Raw genomic sequence first — 19,977 nt, 5'->3', positions numbered from 1 at the left:
TAAAATTGGCTACAAACCGGCGAATTCAAAAGGCGCTGCCGCTGTAAACTGCGGTAGCGCATCGCCGGTATAGGTTTCATGGTTTGCCAGCGGCAATTTTTTTACTGTCGCTCCCTTGTTGAAATCAGCGTTGCTGATATCCACCCAAAAGGTATTAGGCGTTAGTACATTTTCAAAATAATAAACACGGTGCTTGTGATCAGCCACCGTGCGCCAGCGCGTGGAGGAGATATTAGGTTCCTGTTCGGAGGAAATCCCGAATGGAACAGATGCATTGCGAATTACGCTAAACACACTGGCCAGTGCTTTTTGCGCGTCGCTGGTTTGAGGGATGGCATTGATGTAAAAAGACGCGCGCACAAACCGATCAGCAGCGCGGTTAGTGCCAGGCAGCATCACCGTACCGCCAATGTCGCGCCAGTATTCATTGAGTGCCAACTGTCGCTCAAAGACCGGGGAGTTGGTCATGACGGTGTATGACTTGTCGTGGTGAATTACCAATTTGCCATCAATGTATTCCAGGATGGCATTGTCACCCGTCGCGTCCGATAGCGACAAATGCAACGTCGCAAAACGATTGGTGCCGGGAATATTGGCCGAGACCACCACAAATGGTTCTTTGCGCAGAGCCTTGACAGCCTCATCCACACTGACGTAGCTATCCAATACATATTGCACCCAAGCCGCCACGGTCAGACCTTTTTTGCGCCCATCAAACACCGGGTATTGTGACTCCGCCAACCACAGCAAATTGGCGACCAAGCCCTTCTCGTTCATGCCATCAGTGCTGCTCATGCCAAATGCGCTGGTAACAATACTGCCGTAGCGGGAGGTCCAGCGCAGGGAGTGATCGCCCACCATGCCCTGCCGCTCCATCCCACGGGGGAACAACCAGAGGTCGGCGGGAATCTCGTCACGCCAATCCATTGAACGGGCGGTAATAATGGTTTGTTCCGGCCCCTGATAGACAACCCGCGTACACGCATAGGCTGCCGACCCAACCAGTACCAACCAACCCAATAACACAGCAAATACAATCCGATAGCGATCACTCATATTTTCTCTCCTTTGCCACTTTGCCAGACCAGCGATTGAATAAGGTCACTTACAACAGTTGCACCAATTTAGATCACATAAAAATTAACGCACCAAAATAATCATGCATTTGGCACCAATCAGGTGCTTAAACGTAGAAAAACAGCCAAAAATAATGATTTTTGTGCCACTGGCGTAAATTCTGCATGGCGACAAGGTACAAAAATCAACAACACAAAAATCAAAACAACAAAAGCAATTCCACTATCACTACAGACTAGTCACTCAAACTATGCATGATTCACATACGACACGACATTCTCTTTCTAGCTTGCAAAGTGCATTAATGCCACTTTCAGCGGCTGAACGCGCCTGGCTGCCCTGGTTTGGTAAAACCGGAAAACTGGCGATGGGATGGGCTTGCTGGTTGAACAAAAGCCGCTACCCCATCATGGAGCAAACCTTTGAGAGTATTGCGAATACCCGCATTAAACTCTTGCAACAATGGGTAAAACGCCAGTGGGCACAGTTGGAGTCCTGCAGTGGTCAACTGCAATTACTGGACTCCCATGCACAACTCGTGAATGAAAGTTACGACACGCTGTTGCGTAAAAGCCTTGTCAGCATGAGCGATTGCACCGAGCTATTTGTGATAGACCAACGGGGCAAAACCCTGGCATCCAGTTATGCGGCGCGCATCGGTGCCGAGGATCTGGATCGCAATGCCGTTAGCGCGGGCTTGGCACAGCCGTTTTTACACGGCCCTTACAAAGACCCGCAAACACTCGCCATTGGCAAACGCAGTTCATCCTTCCACGATCAGGTCACCCTGATGTTCTATTTGCCCATCGCCTTGAGCGATGGCACCAAGGGCTGCCTGTGCGCGCGTATTCCCAACGATGTACTGGGCGATTTGATCCAGCGCGAAGCGGGGCATATTTTTAGCGAATCCGGCGATAACTATTTGTTTATGGTGAAGTCGGTATTCGACCCGTCCATCAAAAGCGGCACCGCCCTCTCCCGCTCCCGTTTTGAGGACAATACTTTTTCCCACGGTGAAAACCTCACCTCAGGCGTGCACACCAATTGGGGCGCAGTAAAAATCCAGCAACACACTGAATTTGAAATTCGCTTTACCGACCCGGCCACCAACCAGTTACACCCTGGCGTGCGCGAAACTATTCGCAAGGGCAGCAATTTATTTGTCACTTACCCCGGCTACTCGGACTACCGCCACATACCGGTGGTGGGCAAAGGGGTTACCTTTAATTTGCAAGGCTCGCCCGATACCTGGGGCATGATGTGTGAAGCGGATTTAGAGGAAACCTATCGCCACCGTTCGCTCGGTTTTAAATTGATGAGCATTTATGGCGCCTGTGTGGGTGCCGGTGTCTTAACCAATCTCACCCTGGGGTATTTCAGCAACCTGCCCCACGCCGTTATTAATGCCCTAACCCTGTTGGTGTTAATCATTGGCGGCTTTATTTTTTACCACCGCGGGCCGCGTAAATTGGCACGACGCCTGGGCAAAATGACCGAAGTCATTCACGCCATTGCCGAGGGTGGCGGCAATTTGCAGCAGCGCCTGAATACCCAAAAACTGGCCAATGATGAGAGTGGCGATTTGGGGCGCTGGACAAACAGTTTTATCGACAACCTGGACCATATTGTCGGTGAAGTGATTCGCGCCGCGGATGAGGTGATGAAAAACAGCGACCGGCTATTAACCCACAACAGCCAGGCTACCGAGTCATCCCATTCTGTTTCGACCGCCATGGATAAAATGCTGTTGTTGGTCAGCGAGCAATTGCAGGAAATCAGCAAAGCGTCCGGTACCGCAACCGACATGAAAAAAATGATGGAAAACCTGGTAGAGCAAGCGCGCACCCAATTTGAATCGGTGCGCACCGGCACCCAGAGTATTCGCGATGTAGTGGACAACTCGGCGCGCACCATTCACAACCTGAATGGCCGTACCGCCGAAATTGGCAATATGATTTCACTGATCAGCGACATTACCAGCCAAACCAACTTGCTTGCACTCAACGCTGCCATTGAAGCAGCACGGGCGGGTGAGCACGGACGCGGCTTTTCCGTGGTAGCAGACGAGGTGCGCAGCCTGGCATCCCGCACGGCGGGTGTCGCACGGGAAATTGGCGAGAAAATCGAAGCCATTCGCAATGAGTCACAAACCGCAGCAGCTTATATGGAAACCAGTGTTGCCGATGTGGATCGCGGCCTGCGTCTGGCGGAGGAGGCATCTACCGATAACGCGCCCCTGCATGACATTGTCGAGCGCATGTTTGACATCATTCACCATATCGACCAGAACAGCCAACAACACGGCGACCAGGTACGCGAACTCAGCAGCGCCAACAACACCATGAGCAAGGTGGTGCGCGCACTGCAAACCAGTTCGGATCGCCTGAAAAATACCGCGACCAAACTCCATCAACTGGCGGGCGAGTTTCAGGTTAGCTCGCGCTGATCCTGCCCGCATCGCCCTTAAGCCACGCCGCCGGTACTAGGCAGGCTGCGTGGCTTTTAGATGATCCTGTAAAAAATGATGCACCAGATCGGTATAGATTTTTTCGATAATATCGGGATCGACCCCTTCGGCATTGGCCCACTCGCGGCGCTGTAGCAACATGGTTTTAATTTGCTCGGGCGAGCGTACCGTCAGATCTGACGTTTGCAATTTGGTGGCGGCTTCCAGGTATTTGGAACGCTGACCAATCAGATTGATAATCGCGCGATCCAGAAAATCAATCTCGGTGCGAATATCACTCATGCTGCTGCATTCTTCTGGCGTTAGTTCGTTGCTGATTTCCATTGGCGATCCACTTACACAAGTTGTGGTTAAAGTTCTGTATTGGGCTGCTGCTACACCTTGTTCAACACGCACCACAATACAGCGTCAAACTTACCGAGACTGGCATCACAAATCGTCCCACTTTGCTGTTTTTGTTCATCATTAGAGGCAAAAACCGTGAAGTGGGAAATGCCAACACCCCAAGCCCCCTGAAATTGTTGGACCAAGCCCAGATTGATGACTCACTTTTTTCATCCATAAAAAACGGCACGCGGTAAATGCCGCGTGCCGTGGGACTTTTTAACCTGTTGTTTTAACTTGTTGTTAAGCCGTTTTTAAAGCATTGCCGGATTACCAGTTAGTCAACGGATGGGTATTTAACTGGTAAATCCGCACCCAGTCGTATTGGGTAACCATGGGGTAAACGTTACCGGCCTTATTGCCACCAAAGTCGTTTTGGATAGCATCGTTGGGAATCCAGAAATTCATCATCAGTTCGGTCAGGTCGTTGGGGATGGGCGTGTAGGTGACCTGTGGAGGAACACAGGATGGGTTACAGTCAATCCAGTCCTGATTCAAGGTTTTAACCAGCACACCATCCACAAACCACTTGATACCTGTTGGCGTCCAATCGATGGCATAGACACGCCATTGGTCAGCCGGAGCTATATCAATTTTGTGCTCCCATGCACCCCATTGACGAGTGCCGTTCCAATCCACAACGTTCACACCGTAAATCAGGTTGGCCTGGAATTTATCCGGGCGACCACCTTCCAGCTCCACGTCAATTTCTTCCCACTCTCTGGGTGAGCCTTCGTGTTTGTAAGTAAAGAGTGACGAGATATAACCCGTAGCGACGCTGCGTGATGGCGCTTTGATACGAGCTTCAATACGGCCGTATTTGATGCGTTTGCTGGGCACGGTGCGCAGTTCACCGCATGAGAAGTTGTAGGGGCCCTTTTCCGATCTGTGATCGTAGGAGTAGCTGCCAGGCACATACTCGCGGCGCACCACCAGTTCCAGATTTCCATTGGCCACTTGCACGCCTTGCGGTTGGAAACGGCAAATGGATTCATTGCCGACGGCGCCATCACCTTTGGCCCAAATGGCGGTATTCAGGCTGTTAAACCGTTCATCCAGTTTGAGGGTGTAACCGGAATAAGTACCTGTGTACCCTGGATAGGCCGTGGGCAAATTAGTGTTGTTATTGGTGTCAGCGACCACTTCAATCCAGTTGAAATTCCAGTCGGCAGTTTGTGCAAACACACCCAGGCTGTAAGTGCCCGCATTCAAATTAACTGTGCGGCTAACGGTGGTCCAGGTTTGCCAACCGCCGGTGGCGGGAATTGTGAAATTACCCAGTTGGATAGCGCCGCCATTTAAATCCACCGATGCTGTAGCGCCTGAAGGAGAAGCGACCCGCAAACGAACGATATAGTTGCCGCTGGTGGGAATAGTTAAGCCGTTAAACGCGAGCCACTCGCCCTGCGCAATCCAACCTACGTTGTAACCGCCGCCAGTATCGCTGGTGGCTTCAATATCCACGGCGTCGTTGCGAAATACACCACCGGTATTGCCCGGTGTGGTGTCGTAAAACGCGTTGTAATTTTCCGCTTGAAAAACCACAGCATTCGCCGTGGCAGATAACCCGATGCAGGCCATGGCTAGCCAACAACTTTTTTTCAGTAGAGTGAACTTATTCATGATTATTATTGCTCATAGAGTGGAGGGATTTGATGTGCGCAATACAGCGGCGAGAACCAGTATATAAAGCGCTGCCGCGATTACAATCCAGCCAAATCCCCACCGAGAGCGCAAAAAAACGGCGGTGCGCACTATCAAAAAATAATCGAACCCTGGAGCTAAAAAGATCCCACTTTTTCAGTAACACAAATGACCAAGTGCGACGAGGGTTGATAAGGAGGGTGACACCTACACGTGATACTTATCACGCGGTAACAGCGGCTGTCCGGCAAAGAAACAATACCTACAGGGATGCATTGCACAAACTATGACGGCACACTCCATTGTGCCAGCTTAGGCAAAGCTTACATCGGCACGTTTTAGTCTCGGATTTAGTGCAAGTCTTGTCGTTTTTTTACCGTGATTTAACTCACTTTTTTCTAATCTTCGAGCCTGTTCCCCCACGCTTCTGGTTTATAGTGACTAGCGAAATTCTAAATACAACAAAGGAGCTGATATGTCGGACACGCGGTTGGAACGACTGGAAATGAGGATGTGTAAATCATCCCTCCCTGCAAATTGCCAGCTATCGCTGGAACAAGTTGAAAACCTTCAAGGGAATCCATCTGGTGTCGGTAAACCAGATGTAGCGAATCCCAATTACGTCGGCAAGGTTAGATACGTCGGCGGTAAGCTATCCATCAATCTGTCCTATGTTCTTACCGGCAATATCAGTAGAGCAGATGCCGCGTTAGCGAACATTCGTAAAGTCTATGGTGATGCCGGGATCGAAGTTAACCTAGCACCTTCTTCTCGGAAATTCGATTTGCGCATCCACGGCGCCACCTTAGCGGAATTGGCACAAGGACTTAGCCTATGTGATTGCAAAAGCGCTCTCTATATCGGCGGCTGGGCACCGAATCCACGTCACCCTATTTGGGGAAATGCACTGCTTGTAAATCCGCATTCCGACAGGCGCGACTGGCGTATTTCAGATGCCCATGAATTCGGTCACAAGCTCGGTCTTAAGCACCGCACTGACGTAGGGATCATGGACTATCCGCCCAAAACGGCAGTGGATATGCGGAAATTTAAACCCAGTGACAAACAACGAATAATCGACCTATACAAGTGATCACTATGCGCAATTTTCTTACTGTTCTGGCAGTTACCGCACTGACTGCATGCACTACGGCCACGCCACCTGAACCACAAAAAGAATGGCCGCAAATGGCTTACGCTGGATTCACAGAAAAGATCAACCGGCTCGCCGGGAGTGATGCAGTTAATTGCGGCTTGATAGATCAGGTTAAGGGGGGAAGTAAAACTGAAATCCAAAACCAGCTATGGGCGGCGCAGAAATGTGTAAACACGGCTATAAGCAGCGGTACGCCATTCAAAGTTGGCTCATTCCGTCTCGCATCCACGTCCTACTTATACGAAGTAGTTACGCTTGGCAATAACGGGGAATATTGGGTGGTGTTGTTTGACCGAGCTATGGACGGCTCTGAAAACATGCACTTTGTTAAGCGCTGTACGTCACTCAAAGCGAATATTTTAAATGCAAATTATTCAGGAGATTGCACAGACGTGCCCACTGATGTTTGGCTTGCAGATATTGTTAGCCAGTAAACCACAAGAAACCTTCCCGCTCCATTCTTCAACTCGAACCTGATTTAAGTGGGACACCATGAAAAAAGGGTGCTCAATGAGCACCCTTCCAGAGTTTACGCCGGGCTGTGATTAATGCAGCACAACTACCTCATTTTGCGACAAATTAAAGGTGCCACTACCGCTGGTCACATTCACTACATCACTTCCCACTTTGCTGGTGTAAGCCGCATTGGCCAAACACAAATTGGGAACTGTAATGGTGGTAGGTGAACCACGGTTGACGGCGACTACAGCGCAGTCACTGCCCTCCTGACGCTGGAATACCAGTACATCGGCATTCACCCAGCGCTCGGCATAAGTACCGCGCTGAATCGCCGGGCTGTTTTTACGCAGCTCGGACAAAGCACTGATCAGGCTAAATGCCGCCGTCGTTTGGCTGAAGGATGGCATTTGCTCGCGGTTGTATGGGTCGTGACCGACCTGACCATCGCCATTGGCCGTAAACCAGGTGGAGTTTTGCTCGGTGCCGTAATAGATGGTTGGGATACCCGGCAAGGTCATGACCAAAGCCATACCCAAATTCTGGCGCGCATCGGCAAAGGCTTTTGTCATGCCCTTACCAGGGCGATTGCTATTGGTCACACCCGTGGTTTGCAGGTACACACTGGTGCGTGTCGCGTCGTGGTTGTCCAGGAAGATGGCCTGCCAATCTTCATAGCCGTTCATCGCCGCCCCACGCGAGCCAATGTGCGTACTCAGGTTGATCATATTGATGTTGCCCGCAATCGCGTTTTCAATCGCATCGCGCAGTTTGAAATCCAAGAGCTCCGAACCGCGACGTTCATTGAGGAATGTCATGGACACAGCATCCCCCGCACCGGCGTTGTACCACTCACCAAAAATATAGGTATCCGCTTTTTTGGCGCGCACTGCTGCACTGAAACGATTAATAAAGCTTGGCTCTATGTGCTTGATTGCATCGATACGGAAGGCATCAACCCCATGATCCATCCATTTGAGCGCGGCATTAATCAGGTATTCATCCGCCAGCGAATTACTGGTAGTGCCGTGTTTGAAGTCGGTCAGGTTGAACAAACTTTTGTTGCGGAAGGACCAGGGGTCATCCCACTCGCCATTACAGGTGGTCGCTGGGTTGGTATCACCACAATCGGAAATGGCGCCGTTGGCGTTGTACCAGGTATGTTTGCCGCTGGCGAAATCGGTGATGAATGCGCCCTCTTTATAGAGTGCACCGAACTCGTATTGGTCGTCCTGGTTGGAATGGTTCAAGGCGATATCCAATACCAGTTTCATACCACGGGCTTCCATTTGCGCATCCAGCTCATCCACCAGCGCCCAGTCGCCCAGGTGTTCATCCACCGCGTAGAAATCCCGCGCCCAATAACCGTGATAACCGCCTTCATTGCCCTCATTGATGTTATCCACCAATGGCGTTACCCAAATGGCAGTGACGCCCAGGGCTTGCAGGTAATCGAGCTTGGAAATCAGGCCTTCAATATCACCACCCCAATATTTTTTCCATTCGCTTTGCGCACCGGCACCTTTGACAGTGGAGGTGGCAGCCGGGTTAGTGCCGTTGTCGTTATTGGTATTGCCGTTGGCGAAGCGATCCACAAACACAAAGTACATGGTGCGTGCGCGGAAATCGTCTGCCACCGGAGCACTGCTGCTTGAGCTGCTGGAAGACGAAGACAGCGAACTGGCGCTTGCCGTACCACAATTGGCAGCCAGGTTGGTGGTAACGCTAACAAGGCTATTGGTACTGGTATTGATCACAATGCGCGTCCAACCGCTGGCGGCTTGATCCGCGGCGGGGAAAGCATCTGCACCCCAGCCACCGTTGCGATCCACCTTGAAGCGCGGCCCGCCGTTGGCATCGCCTGTACTGAAATTGCGACAGGCTTCCAACTGGTTAGCCCCGGCAGGGGTGACAAACACATCACCTTCCGCCCAGGCATTATGAGTACCGCGCAAATGGAACAGGATGGCGGGCACACTGGATGAGCTCGACACAGACGAAGGACTTGCGCTAGACGTTGATGTTGAACTGGAGGTTGTGGCTGCACTGGAGCTTGATGGCGCCATCGAAGACGATGAACTGGACGAGCTTGAAATGGTAGCGCTACCACAATTGGCCGCAAGATTTTGCTGGGTAGTGATTGCCTTGGAGCTCGCATTGAACGTGATTTTTACCCAGCCAGCGGCGACCGTGTAATCTGCAGCGGGAACAGCATCGCTTCCCCAACCGCCATTCGGGTCCACTTTAAAACGCGGGCCACCAGTGGCATCGCCGCTCACAAATTGTTGGCAGCTCTCGTACACATCGGTGGTGCCCACGCGCGTTAGCAAAGTGCCTTCTGCCCAACCATTGAAAGTACCGCGCAAATGATAAGGCGTGGGGGGAGTAACTGCGCTGATGTTCCAGTTCTTGGTGTCGGTATAAAACCGGATGTTCCAGGTGCCCTGCGCGACGGCGATATTAGTGCCATTGCGGCCACCCACACCGTAGTTTTCTGACCAGTCGCCGTAGCGATCAAATTTGATGTTGCCTGCAGCGGTAAACACCACGTTGGTTAATTCCACCGTATTGGTTCCCACCGGATTCATTGGTGTGGCGGCCCAGGCGTTGTGTGTGCCGCGCAAAAACCATTCGGCTTGCGCGCTGGCAGAGGTTGCCAGCAGGAATGAAAGTAAAACGAGTTTGTGTTTCATAGTGGTCGATCCCTTATTAATATTATTGGAGCGGCCATTTGAAGAGATAACGCCCATGCACGCAAATTGCTGCATACGTATTCAGATTGGGAATATTTGGTGAATACGTATGCAGTTTTGCTCAAATTGCAATCAGAGCGATTCGCGCAATCACTGTGGTTTAAATGGAAACGATTACAGCTTGCAGAGTATTTTTCAAAAAGCATTAGAAAGCTGACTATACTGAGCGGACTCTTGTGCCAATAATCCTCTTATCATGCCCAATTTATTCATTGCCCTTTTAATTGCGGAATACCTGCATGCCGGTGCACAGGATTAATAGCCTTTGGCTCAAACACATCTCTAGCGCTCGTCCTGTTGTCAGGGTGATCGGCTACTGCATCGCCCTTGCGTTTGCACTTTGCTCCGCTCTCTTTGTTGCTGCTGAACTCAATCCACAAAAAATGCAGGCGGTGATGCAAAGCCGTTACGGCAGCGATGGCGTCGCACTACTTGGCGCATGGAATCGCATGCTCGACAGCAGCCGCTCCCTCGATAACCGCGAAAAAATTACCCAGGTAAATGATTTTTTTAATCGTCACATTCGCTACACCGACGATGTAACCCTGTGGCAAAAAAGCGACTACTGGGCCACACCACTGGAAACCATGGGCGTTCGCGCAGGCGACTGCGAGGACTTCACCATTGCCAAATACATGAGCTTGTTGGAATTAGGCATACCCACCGAACAATTGCGTTTGATTTATGTGCGCGCACAAATTGGCGGCGCGCAGAGCAAACGCTTTCAAGCGCACATGGTGCTCGGTTACTACAGCAGCGCCGATGCAGAACCGCTGATTCTGGATAATTTAATCAGCCGCATTGAACCAGCCAGTAAACGGCCGGACCTGCGCCCCGTATTCAGTTTTAACAGTGAAGGATTATGGGTTGGCAACAGTGCGCAATCCCAGGCAGATCCGACTGCGCGCTTATCGCGTTGGCGCGACTTGCTAGCGCGCGTGCGCGAGGAGGGATTTTGAGTGACGCAATCAATCTTTTACTATCACGGCTTGAACAGCAGAAGGCACGAGCATGTCATTAATTAAACAATTGTGGATCGGGATTTTATCCCTGCTATTACTGGCGCTGGGCGGTAATTTTGTGATTAGCACTATCACCGCCAAAACCTATTTGCAGGAACAATTGCGGTTAAAAAATATCGATAATGCCAACTCACTGGCGTTGTCTATTTCACAAATGCCCGATAAAGATCCAGTGACATTGGAGCTGTTAATCACCGCGCAATTTGATTCCGGCCATTATGAATATATTATTTTTCAGGATTCCAATAAGCAGGCTATTGTTGCGCGCCATTATGAAAATACCGGTGTATTAGCTGATAACGACAGCGCTAAAGCCAGCAACAGTCCCCGCGTTCCCGATTGGTTTGCCAGGCAAGTGGATTTTGATGTGGCGCCCGGTATTGCGCAAATTCAGGACGGCTGGCAACAGGCCGGCACCCTGGTTGTAAAAAGCCACTCGGGCTACGCACTGGAAGCCTTGTGGAAAAATACCCGCGATTTATTAGAGTGGTTTTTATTTGCAACCCTGCTCAGCGGCCTGATTGGCAGTTTGATTTTAAAATACATTTCCCGCCCGCTGGATGTGGTGGTAAGTCAGGCCGAAGCCATTGGCGAGCGCCGGTTTATTACCTCGGAAGAACCCAAAACTAGGGAGTTCCAACGCTTGGTGCGAGCGATGAACCGTCTCTCTACCAGCGTTAAACACATGCTGGAAAAAGAGGCGCGCCAGCTCGAATTATTGCGCCGTGAATCGCAAATGGATTCACTGACCGGCATTGCCAATCGCATGCATTTTTTGCATTTGTTTGATGCACAACTCACCCAGGAAGAAGCACAAGGCCAAGGGGTAATTGCCATTGCACGGGTTATGGAATTGCAGCATTTAAATAACCAGCTCGGACACCACCAGGTCGATCAACTGCTCTGTGCCATTGCCAGCGTGTTTAGCGATCTTACCCAGCGCTACCCTGCAAGTTACGCCGGCCGTTTAAACGGCAGCGATTTTTGTTTGCTGATTCCCACCGATACGCCGGTTGATATTGTCAGTGCCGATATTTCGCAGCAATTGAATTTCCAATTAATTGCCACTGGCCACGCACAGATTGCGTTGCCCATGGCCTTGTGTAATTTCAAACACGGTGATGGACGCGCCGATTTATTGCATCGCCTGGACGGTGCCTTGGCGCAAGCAGAGTTAAAAGGTAACCGCGCGGTTGTGATTCGCGATGAAGGTCAAGCTGACTCCCAGTCAAAGAATTTAAGCCAGTGGCGCGAAGCCATTGATAATGCACTGCTCGCACAAGAAATCGCGCTAGTGAAATTTCCGGTACGCAATGCACAGGGCGAATTAGTGCACGATGAAACCGTCGTGCGTTTGCAACTGGATAACGAGCAAAAACCAGCGGGCTATTTTATCCCCTGGGCGGTTCGCCTTGGCGTCATGTCCAATATTGATTTGGCGGTATTGCGTATGGCACTCACACAACTTGCCAACATGGCGCAACCTATGGCGATTAACGTGTCCGCCGCCGCATTGTGCAGCGCCAGTTTTCGCGAGCAAGCACTGGAATTAATTGCAATGCACACCGGCCGCACCCAACAACTTTGGCTGGAATTCCCGGAGACCTGCGTGGTTCGCCACGCGGAAGAACTGCGTATTTTCACCACGCAATTGCGTCGTTTGGGGTGCTCTGTCGGCCTGGAACATGTGGGGCTGGAGTTCACCCAGTTTGATAAATTGCAGGAGATGGGACTGGCCTTTTTAAAAATCGACAGCGCCATTATTCGCGATATTGATACACAACCAAATAACCAGACATTTGTGCAAAGCCTGTGCACATTGGGCCATTCAATTGGTTTGCTGATGATCGCCGAAGGTGTGCAAACTACCGCCGAACGGGATGTGTTATTTACCTTGGGAATGGATGGCGTGACCGGGCCGCATATTCAATAGCGGCCCGCTTCAATTACCCTAAATTACAACGGCAAGTGGTCGCCATCATCAAGCAGTTCAATGCCTTGACGCTTGCCACGCAATTCGCGCCGCGCCAGTAGCTTGTCTTGTGCTGGTGCGGGCAAATCAGTAAAGCGAATCACCCCCTGCTCCACCAGCAGCCCCACAACGTCTTCCAGTACCCGCGCCATAGCAGTATCGGTTTGCTCCAGCGCCAATTGCTCGGAAGATTTTTCACTCTGCAAAAACGCCAGAAGCTGTGCATCGTCATCCGCCAACTGCTCGGTAAAATCCGCAGCAGCCACTTTGCTCAGCGCAATAATATCGCCCTGATGATTGCGTTTTATATACATACCTACCCCACAAAAAAATCCCGCTATTACTAGCGGGATTTTTACCACATTACCTTAGTCGGTAATCAATTTATTGTTGTTTAACAACTGCGTAATAATTTGCTGGTCAGTCGTTGCACCATTGTAAGCCGATTGCAGGTTAACACCCTCCAATACGATTTGCTGGGTAGTTGCCCCGCTGGTAAAACTGCTACCCACAGCGTGGTTATCCGCACCAAAACCGCCGGTATGACTGATATGGATAACCGTGTTGCTGCCGCTGATTTCAAAGTGAAGGTAATCCGCCAGGTTGCCCGCGCTATTAGACGCACCAACAGATTCACCCTGCAGCAAATCGCGTAAATCCAGCACATCACCACCAATCCCATTATTACCGACTGCCGCTGTACTGAAGTTTTGAATGGTATCTACCGCAGGTGTACCGGCAACACCTTGGTCGCCCAAATTCCAGACAAATACGTCAACAAAGTTTTCGCCGGCCTCACCACCTTTCATGATGTCGTTACCGGCACCGCCATAGATGCGATCGTTACCGGAGCCACTGCTGATAATATCGTTACCGCTGCCGCCGTAGATAATATCCGAGCCACTGCCCGTGGTGATCGTATCGTTACCGGCACCGCCATTAATAATGTTATTACCATTAGCGCCATTAATAATGTTGTCGCCCGCACCGCCCTGAATATATTCGCTCGCCGAACTCCCGGTGTAATTGCCAGACGCGGTGGTTGTAATATCAACAGTGGTATATGAGGCTTTCAACATAACAATCGATGAGGTTGATGCAGTGAACCCACCGTACATCTCAGTCGATGTGACCTGTACCGTCAAATTAGTCGCATTAGTGCTGTAGCTGCCGGGGATATTCAGCATCAGGTTAGGCAAATCTGCCTCGGTAAATTGCCATACACCGCCACCCAAATTGACACCCGCATTAAAGCTCAAGCCGGTGGGCACATTGCTCACTTTGATGGACAAGCTTTCCGAGCCATCGGTATCCACCAGTTTGGTGGTGATAGGGAATTTCACACTGGTACCGCCGGTGCCATGGGCCACCGCCACCAAGGTTTTACTCACTACCACCGATGGTGCGTTGGCGCTGCCTACCGTGAGGTTAACCCTGGCTGTACTGGTAAGCCCACTGGGGTCACGCACTGTGTATTCAAAGCCGGCAGTATTGCCCTCATAGCCGGTTGTTGGCGTGAAAATCACACCATTGCTACCCAGGCTGACAGTGCCATGGGAGGCATTTTGCACGCTGATGATTTCAAGGATATCGCCATCCACATCAGTGTCATTGGCCAGCAAGGTAGTCGTCGGAATGGTCGTCGTTTTATCGGCGCCGATAGTCACACTATCATTCGCCGCTACAGGCGCATCATTGACCGGTTTAACCACCAGATTCACCGTTGCGGTACTCACGCCACCACGACCATCTGTCACGGTATAAGTAAAGGATGCCGGGCCTGCATAATTGGCCGCCGGTGTGAACACCACATTGCCGCCAACCAACGCCACCGTTCCGTGAGTCGCGCCCTGCACACTCTGGATGCTCAGGGTATCGCCATTGGCGTCAGTGTCATTGGCGAGCAAAGTCGCTGCACTGATGCTGTAAGGTGTGTCTTCCGTGGCCACAAAATTGGCCGATTTGTAACTGTTAAACGCGCTGAACGGTTGATAAGTCGCACCGCCGTTGTTGCTGAGTTCTGCGGTAAAGCGCGCGTAATATCCCTGATCCCAATAGACGATTTCGATGGTATGCAAACCACCCGTTGCAATAGTAAATGAAGGGTGCTCAGTGAGTGTCGCGCTTTGGTTTTTGGACACCTCGGCAACGGTGACACCATCAATTTTGATTTGATAACCATCATCACCCAATATCCGGAACTTATAGGTGCCAGCTTCTAACTCAACAAACCCATTCATGCGAATAATGGCATCGCTGGAAGTAATCGGATTATTGCTCAGGCTGGTGGCATCACTCCCCAGGAAGGTGCGCAAGTTAGCCCCCGCACCAGCGCCCAGATTGTTATCAAACAAATTACCGGGGTTGTAATTCAGGGTTGTGGCCGTAAAGGTGGCTGACGGCGTCTTACCATCAATGTAGTTAACAACCTGATTCAAGTTGGTCAGATTGGGGCCATCAGTCCCCTGGCGATAGGCAAAGTATTCAGAATGCAGCCCTGCCTCTGCACCAACACCGACAGGATTGTCGTCATTGGCAACGGGCGCAATATTCGCTGGCGTCACATTGATATTTACCTTCGCCGTATCATAGCCACCCTTGCCATCGGACACGGTGTAGCTGAATGAAGCCGCCCCAGAGAACCCAGGTGTTGGGGTAAATATAATATTGCCGCCGGAAATAGAAACAGTGCCATTGTCGATGCCAAAAATGGTCGACACAGACAATATATCGCCATCAATATCGTAATCATTGGCCAACAGTTCGCTGGGGTTTATAACCAATGACGTGTTTCCTTCCATCGAGAAATTGTCATCCACAGCGACGGGCAAATCATTTACCGGTGTGATGGTAATAGTCAGGGTGCTGGATGCACCGGTGTTAGTGGTATAGCTAATCACCGGTACGGGGCCGTTGTAATTGGCAAACGGGGTAAACGTATAATCGCCGTTGCTCAATAGCAGGAATGTCCCTACCCCCGAAATATCGAGCTCTGTTCCTGGTGAGTGTTTCACACCATCAATTTCATAGTATTGGATGCTCAATACATCATCAGGATCATAGTCATTGGCCAGCACATTACCTTCAATAAAGCTGTCTTCAAGCACACTAACCACTTCCGGCTTCATCACCGTTGGATCATTAACCGGGTTTACTGTGATATGGACTGTGCCGGTGCTGTATCCACCTTTTCCATCACTGATGGTGTAGCGGAATGATGCAGGCCCGGAATAGTCAGCCGCAGGCGTGAAGACAATGTTGCCGCCTACAACATTCAATGTGCCATTAACTGCACTTTGAATAGTGATAATCGTCAGGGGGTTGCCATCCACATCAGTATCATTGGCCAATAATTGACTTGGGCTAATGACTAATGGCGTGTCTTCATCGATCGTAAAGTAATCGTCCGCAGCAACGGGGGCATCATTAACGGGTGTTATACCGATATTCACCGTGCTAGTGGTTGTGCCGCCTTTACCATCGCTGATGGTCACCACAAAGGAATCGCTGCCGTTGTAGTTAGCATTTGGGGTGTAAACGAAGGCGCCAGTCGCGGGATCCAAGGTCAAGGTGCCATTTGCAGGATTGGTCTTTACCGCGTAAGACAAGGTATCGCCATCCACATCGCTAGCGACGATTTGACCGGGCAAGGCCACGTCTTCATCGGTGGTGAGGTTTTGGTCAGCAGAAGTTGGGGCATTATTTACCGGTGTGACACCAATATTGATCGTGCTGGTGGTCGTACCACCCTTGCCATCACTGATGGTGACCACAAACGAATCGCTGCCGTTGTAGTTGGTATTCGGGGTGTAAGTGAAAGTGCCAGTCGCAGGATTTAGCGTCACTGTGCCGTGCACTGGGCCGGTAGTGACGCTATAAGCCAAAGTATCCCCATCGGCATCAGTCGCAACAATAGCGCCATCGATGGGGGTGTCTTCTTCGGTAGTGAGGTTTTGGTCGGCAGAGACCGGAGCATCGTTCACCGGTGTAACACCGATGTTCACGGTACTGGTAGTGGTACCGCCTTTGCCATCGCTGATGGTGACGACAAATGAATCGTTGCCGTTGTAGTTAGCGTTCGGGGTGTAGACGAAGGCGCCAGTTGCGCTATTAAGCGTCAAAGTACCATTTGCAGGATTGGTCGTTACTGTGTAGGACAGCGTATCGCCATCCGCATCGCTAGCCACGATCTGACCGGGCAAGGCCACATCTTCGTCGGTGGTGAGATTTTGGTCGGCAGAGACTGGGGCATCGTTCACCGGCGTAACACCGATGTTCACAGTGCTGGTAGTCGTACCGCCTTTACCATCACTGATGGTAACGACAAACGAATCGTTGCCGTTGTAGTTAGCATTCGGGGTGTAAACAAAGGCGCCAGTTGCGGGATCCAACGTCAGCGTACCATTTACTGGGTTGGTAGTTACCGCGTAAGACAGGGTATCGCCATCCACATCTGTCGCCACGATCTGACCGGGCAAGGCCACGTCTTCATCGGTAGTAAGGTTTTGGTCGGCAGAGACTGGGGCATCGTTCACCGGAGTAACACCGATGTTCACAGTGCTGGTAGTGGTACCGCCCTTGCCATCACTGATGGTGACCACAAACGAATCACTACCGTTGTAGTTAGTGTTCGGTGTGTAGACGAAGGCGCCAGTCGCAGGATCCAGAGTCAGCGTGCCGTTTGCAGGGGTAGTGGTGACTGTGTAGGTCAGCGTATCGCCGTCCACATCCGTCGCCACGATCTGACCGGGCAAGGCCACGTCTTCGTCGGTAGTAAGGTTTTGATCGGCGGAGACCGGCGCATCATTCACCGGTGTAACGCCGATGTTCACGGTGCTGGTGGTGGTACCGCCCTTGCCATCACTGATAGTGACCACAAACGAATCATTGCCGTTGTAGTTAGCATTCGGGGTGTAAACAAAGGCGCCAGTCGCGGGATCCAGTGTCAAAGTGCCATTTGCAGGGTTAGTGGTGACGGTGTAGGTCAGCGTATCGCCATCCACATCGCTAGCCACGATCTGACCAGGCAAGGCCACGTCTTCGTCGGTAGTAAGGTTTTGATCGGCAGAGACCGGCGCATCGTTCACCGGTATGACACCGATGTTCACAGTGCTGGTAGTCGTACCGCCTTTACCATCGCTGATAGTCACCACAAACGAATCATTGCCGTTGTAGTTGGCGTTCGGTGTATAGACGAAGGCGCCAGTTGCGCTATCAAGCGTCAAAGTGCCATTTGCAGGATTGGTCGTTACTGAGTAAGACAGCGTATCGCCATCCACATCGCTAGCCACGATCTGACCGGGCAAGGCCACGTCTTCGTCAGTAGTAAGGTTTTGATCGGCGGAGACCGGGGCATCATTCACCGGCGTAACGCCGATGTTCACGGTGCTGGTAGTGGTACCGCCCTTGCCATCACTGATGGTGACCACAAACGAATCATTGCCGTTGTAGTTAGCATTCGGGGTGTAAACAAAGGCGCCAGTCGCGGGATCCAGTGTCAAAGTGCCATTTGCAGAGTTAGTGGTGACGGTGTAGGTCAGCGTATCGCCATCCACATCGCTAGCCACTATCTGACCAGGCAAGGCCACGTCTTCGTCGGTAGTGAGGTTTTGATCCGCTGAAACCGGCGCATCATTCACCGGCGTAACGCCGATGTTTACAGTGCTGGTAGTCGTACCGCCCTTGCCATCACTGATAGTCACCACAAACGAATCACTGCCGTTGTAGTTGGCGTTCGGGGTATAGACAAAGGCGCCAGTTGCGGGATCCAGCGTCAAAGTACCGTTTGTCGGATTGGTGGTTACCGCGTAAGACAGGGTATCGCCATCCACATCCGTCGCCACGATCTGACCAGATAAGGCCACGTCTTCATCAGTAGTAAGGTTTTGGTCGGCAGAGACCGGCGCATCATTCACCGGTGTAACGCCGATGTTCACGGTGCTGGTGGTTGTGCCACCCTTGCCATCGCTGATAGTCACCACAAACGAATCATTGCCGTTGTAGTTGGCGTTCGGCGTGTAGACGAAGGCGCCAGTTGCGGGATCCAGTGCCAAAGTGCCATTTGCGGGATTGGTCGTTACCACGTAAGACAGGGTATCGCCATCCACATCGCTCGCCACGATCTGACCAGGCAAGGCCACGTCTTCGTCGGTGGTGAGGTTTTGATCGGCAGAGACCGGGACATCGTTCACTGGCGTAACGCCGATGTTCACAGTACTGGTCGTGGTACCGCCCTTGCCATCACTGATGGTCACCACAAACGAATCACTGCCGTTGTAGTTGGCGTTCGGCGTGTAGACGAAGGCGCCGGTTGCGGGATTCAGTGTCAGCGTGCCATTTACTGGGTTGGTCGTTACCGCGTAAGACAGGGTATCGCCATTCGCATCAGTAGCGATGATTTGACCATTGAGCGCTGTATCTTCATCAACCGTCAAAGTTTGGTCAGCAGATATAGGATCGCTGTTTACCGGTGGTTCCGGATCAACTGGAACCTCAGGCTCCTCTTCTGAGGAAGAAGATACCGGTTCACCATCATTCAAAACCAGTGTCGATTCAGGCTGTGCATCCTGGGCATAGGTAAATGCCAGCGAGTCCGTGGATTCAGAGATGCGATCCAAGCGCACAAAACTATTGGAACCGCCGCCGCTCGCGCCGTTATCACCTGCAGCCGTTTCTTCCAACTCGTCCAGTAAATCACCGTCTTGCTCCAGTGCTGCTAATACTTGCTCCACACTGGCATCATTCAATAAAGCTTCATCGGCAGAAGTCGCGGTTTGCGGGTTCATGTCGCGGCTCATAGCCACTTCCTGGCCACCGTTAATGACCAACGCCTCAACACCGCCAATATCCAGTTCTACTCGTGCACCTTCGGCGGTCACCAGAATTTCATTGTCATGGAGAACCGCACCCAAGGTGAGCGGACGTAAACTTCCATCGGGCGCTTTTGCCCAAGCTTGGCCTTGAAGGTATGCAACAGTAGCAACGGCATTGCTCATATTTGACTCCGAATCCTGATAAAAGGTGAACCAGCGCACAAAATGTGGATG

Annotated in this window: 11 protein-coding genes; 5 read left to right on the top strand and 6 right to left on the bottom strand. The window is 51.4% G+C overall.

Going from position 1 to position 19,977, the window contains the following annotated elements; all coding sequences use genetic code 11:
- Positions 1-9: 9 nt before the first annotated feature.
- Entirely contained in the window at positions 10-1,056 is a 1,047-nt protein-coding gene (locus B0D95_RS02390) for a linear amide C-N hydrolase (protein WP_078042394.1), read from the bottom strand.
- Positions 1,057-1,381: 325 nt separating this feature from the next.
- Here B0D95_RS02390 and B0D95_RS02385 point away from each other — a divergent pair, with 325 nt between their 5' ends.
- Positions 1,382-3,523 carry a methyl-accepting chemotaxis protein gene (locus B0D95_RS02385; protein WP_078042393.1) on the top strand — a complete coding sequence of 714 codons (2,142 nt, stop codon included), beginning with the start codon at positions 1,382-1,384 and terminating at the stop codon, positions 3,521-3,523.
- A gap of 36 nt (positions 3,524-3,559) precedes the next feature.
- Here B0D95_RS02385 and B0D95_RS02380 read toward each other — a convergent pair whose 3' ends face one another.
- Positions 3,560-3,868, bottom strand: coding sequence for a chorismate mutase (locus tag B0D95_RS02380; RefSeq protein ID WP_078042392.1), 309 nt, complete (start codon positions 3,866-3,868; stop codon positions 3,560-3,562).
- 330 nt (positions 3,869-4,198) lie between these two features.
- Positions 4,199-5,551, bottom strand: a complete 1,353-nt coding sequence (locus B0D95_RS02370) for a carbohydrate-binding protein (protein ID WP_246841703.1) — start codon at positions 5,549-5,551, stop codon at positions 4,199-4,201.
- A gap of 496 nt (positions 5,552-6,047) precedes the next feature.
- On the opposite strand from B0D95_RS02370, the gene B0D95_RS02360 reads away from it, so the two are divergent.
- Both B0D95_RS02360 and B0D95_RS02355 read left to right on the top strand, forming a co-directional pair.
- Positions 6,048-6,665, top strand: a complete 618-nt coding sequence (locus tag B0D95_RS02360) for a hypothetical protein (RefSeq protein WP_078042390.1) — start codon at positions 6,048-6,050, stop codon at positions 6,663-6,665.
- Positions 6,666-6,670: 5 nt separating this feature from the next.
- A complete protein-coding gene (locus B0D95_RS02355) occupies positions 6,671-7,162 on the top strand; it encodes a hypothetical protein (protein ID WP_078042389.1) in 492 nt (163 codons plus the stop codon).
- Between the two features lie 111 nt (positions 7,163-7,273).
- On the opposite strand, the gene B0D95_RS02350 is transcribed toward B0D95_RS02355, so the two are convergent.
- Positions 7,274-9,877: an alpha-amylase family glycosyl hydrolase gene (locus tag B0D95_RS02350; protein ID WP_078042388.1), complete on the bottom strand. Its 2,604-nt coding sequence runs from the start codon at positions 9,875-9,877 to the stop codon at positions 7,274-7,276.
- A gap of 299 nt (positions 9,878-10,176) precedes the next feature.
- Here B0D95_RS02350 and B0D95_RS02345 point away from each other — a divergent pair, with 299 nt between their 5' ends.
- Both B0D95_RS02345 and B0D95_RS02340 read left to right on the top strand, forming a co-directional pair.
- Positions 10,177-10,896, top strand: a complete 720-nt coding sequence (locus B0D95_RS02345; RefSeq protein WP_078042387.1) for a transglutaminase-like cysteine peptidase — start codon at positions 10,177-10,179, stop codon at positions 10,894-10,896.
- 52 nt (positions 10,897-10,948) lie between these two features.
- Positions 10,949-12,892 carry an EAL domain-containing protein gene (locus B0D95_RS02340; protein ID WP_078042386.1) on the top strand — a complete coding sequence of 648 codons (1,944 nt, stop codon included), beginning with the start codon at positions 10,949-10,951 and terminating at the stop codon, positions 12,890-12,892.
- A 23-nt stretch (positions 12,893-12,915) separates the two neighbouring features.
- On the opposite strand, the gene B0D95_RS02335 is transcribed toward B0D95_RS02340, so the two are convergent.
- Both B0D95_RS02335 and B0D95_RS20370 read right to left on the bottom strand, forming a co-directional pair.
- Positions 12,916-13,245 (bottom strand): hypothetical protein, encoded by a 330-nt coding sequence (locus tag B0D95_RS02335; protein ID WP_078042385.1) that lies wholly within the window; start codon positions 13,243-13,245, stop codon positions 12,916-12,918.
- 54 nt (positions 13,246-13,299) lie between these two features.
- Complete coding sequence (locus tag B0D95_RS20370) at positions 13,300-19,926, bottom strand: retention module-containing protein (RefSeq protein WP_149867852.1); 6,627 nt, start codon at positions 19,924-19,926, stop codon at positions 13,300-13,302.
- Positions 19,927-19,977: the final 51 nt, after the last annotated feature.

It is taken from the genome of Cellvibrio sp. PSBB023, from assembly GCF_002007605.1.
Taxonomy (GTDB): Bacteria; Pseudomonadota; Gammaproteobacteria; order Pseudomonadales; family Cellvibrionaceae; genus Cellvibrio.
This window is presented reverse-complemented; position numbering and strand designations above follow the sequence as displayed.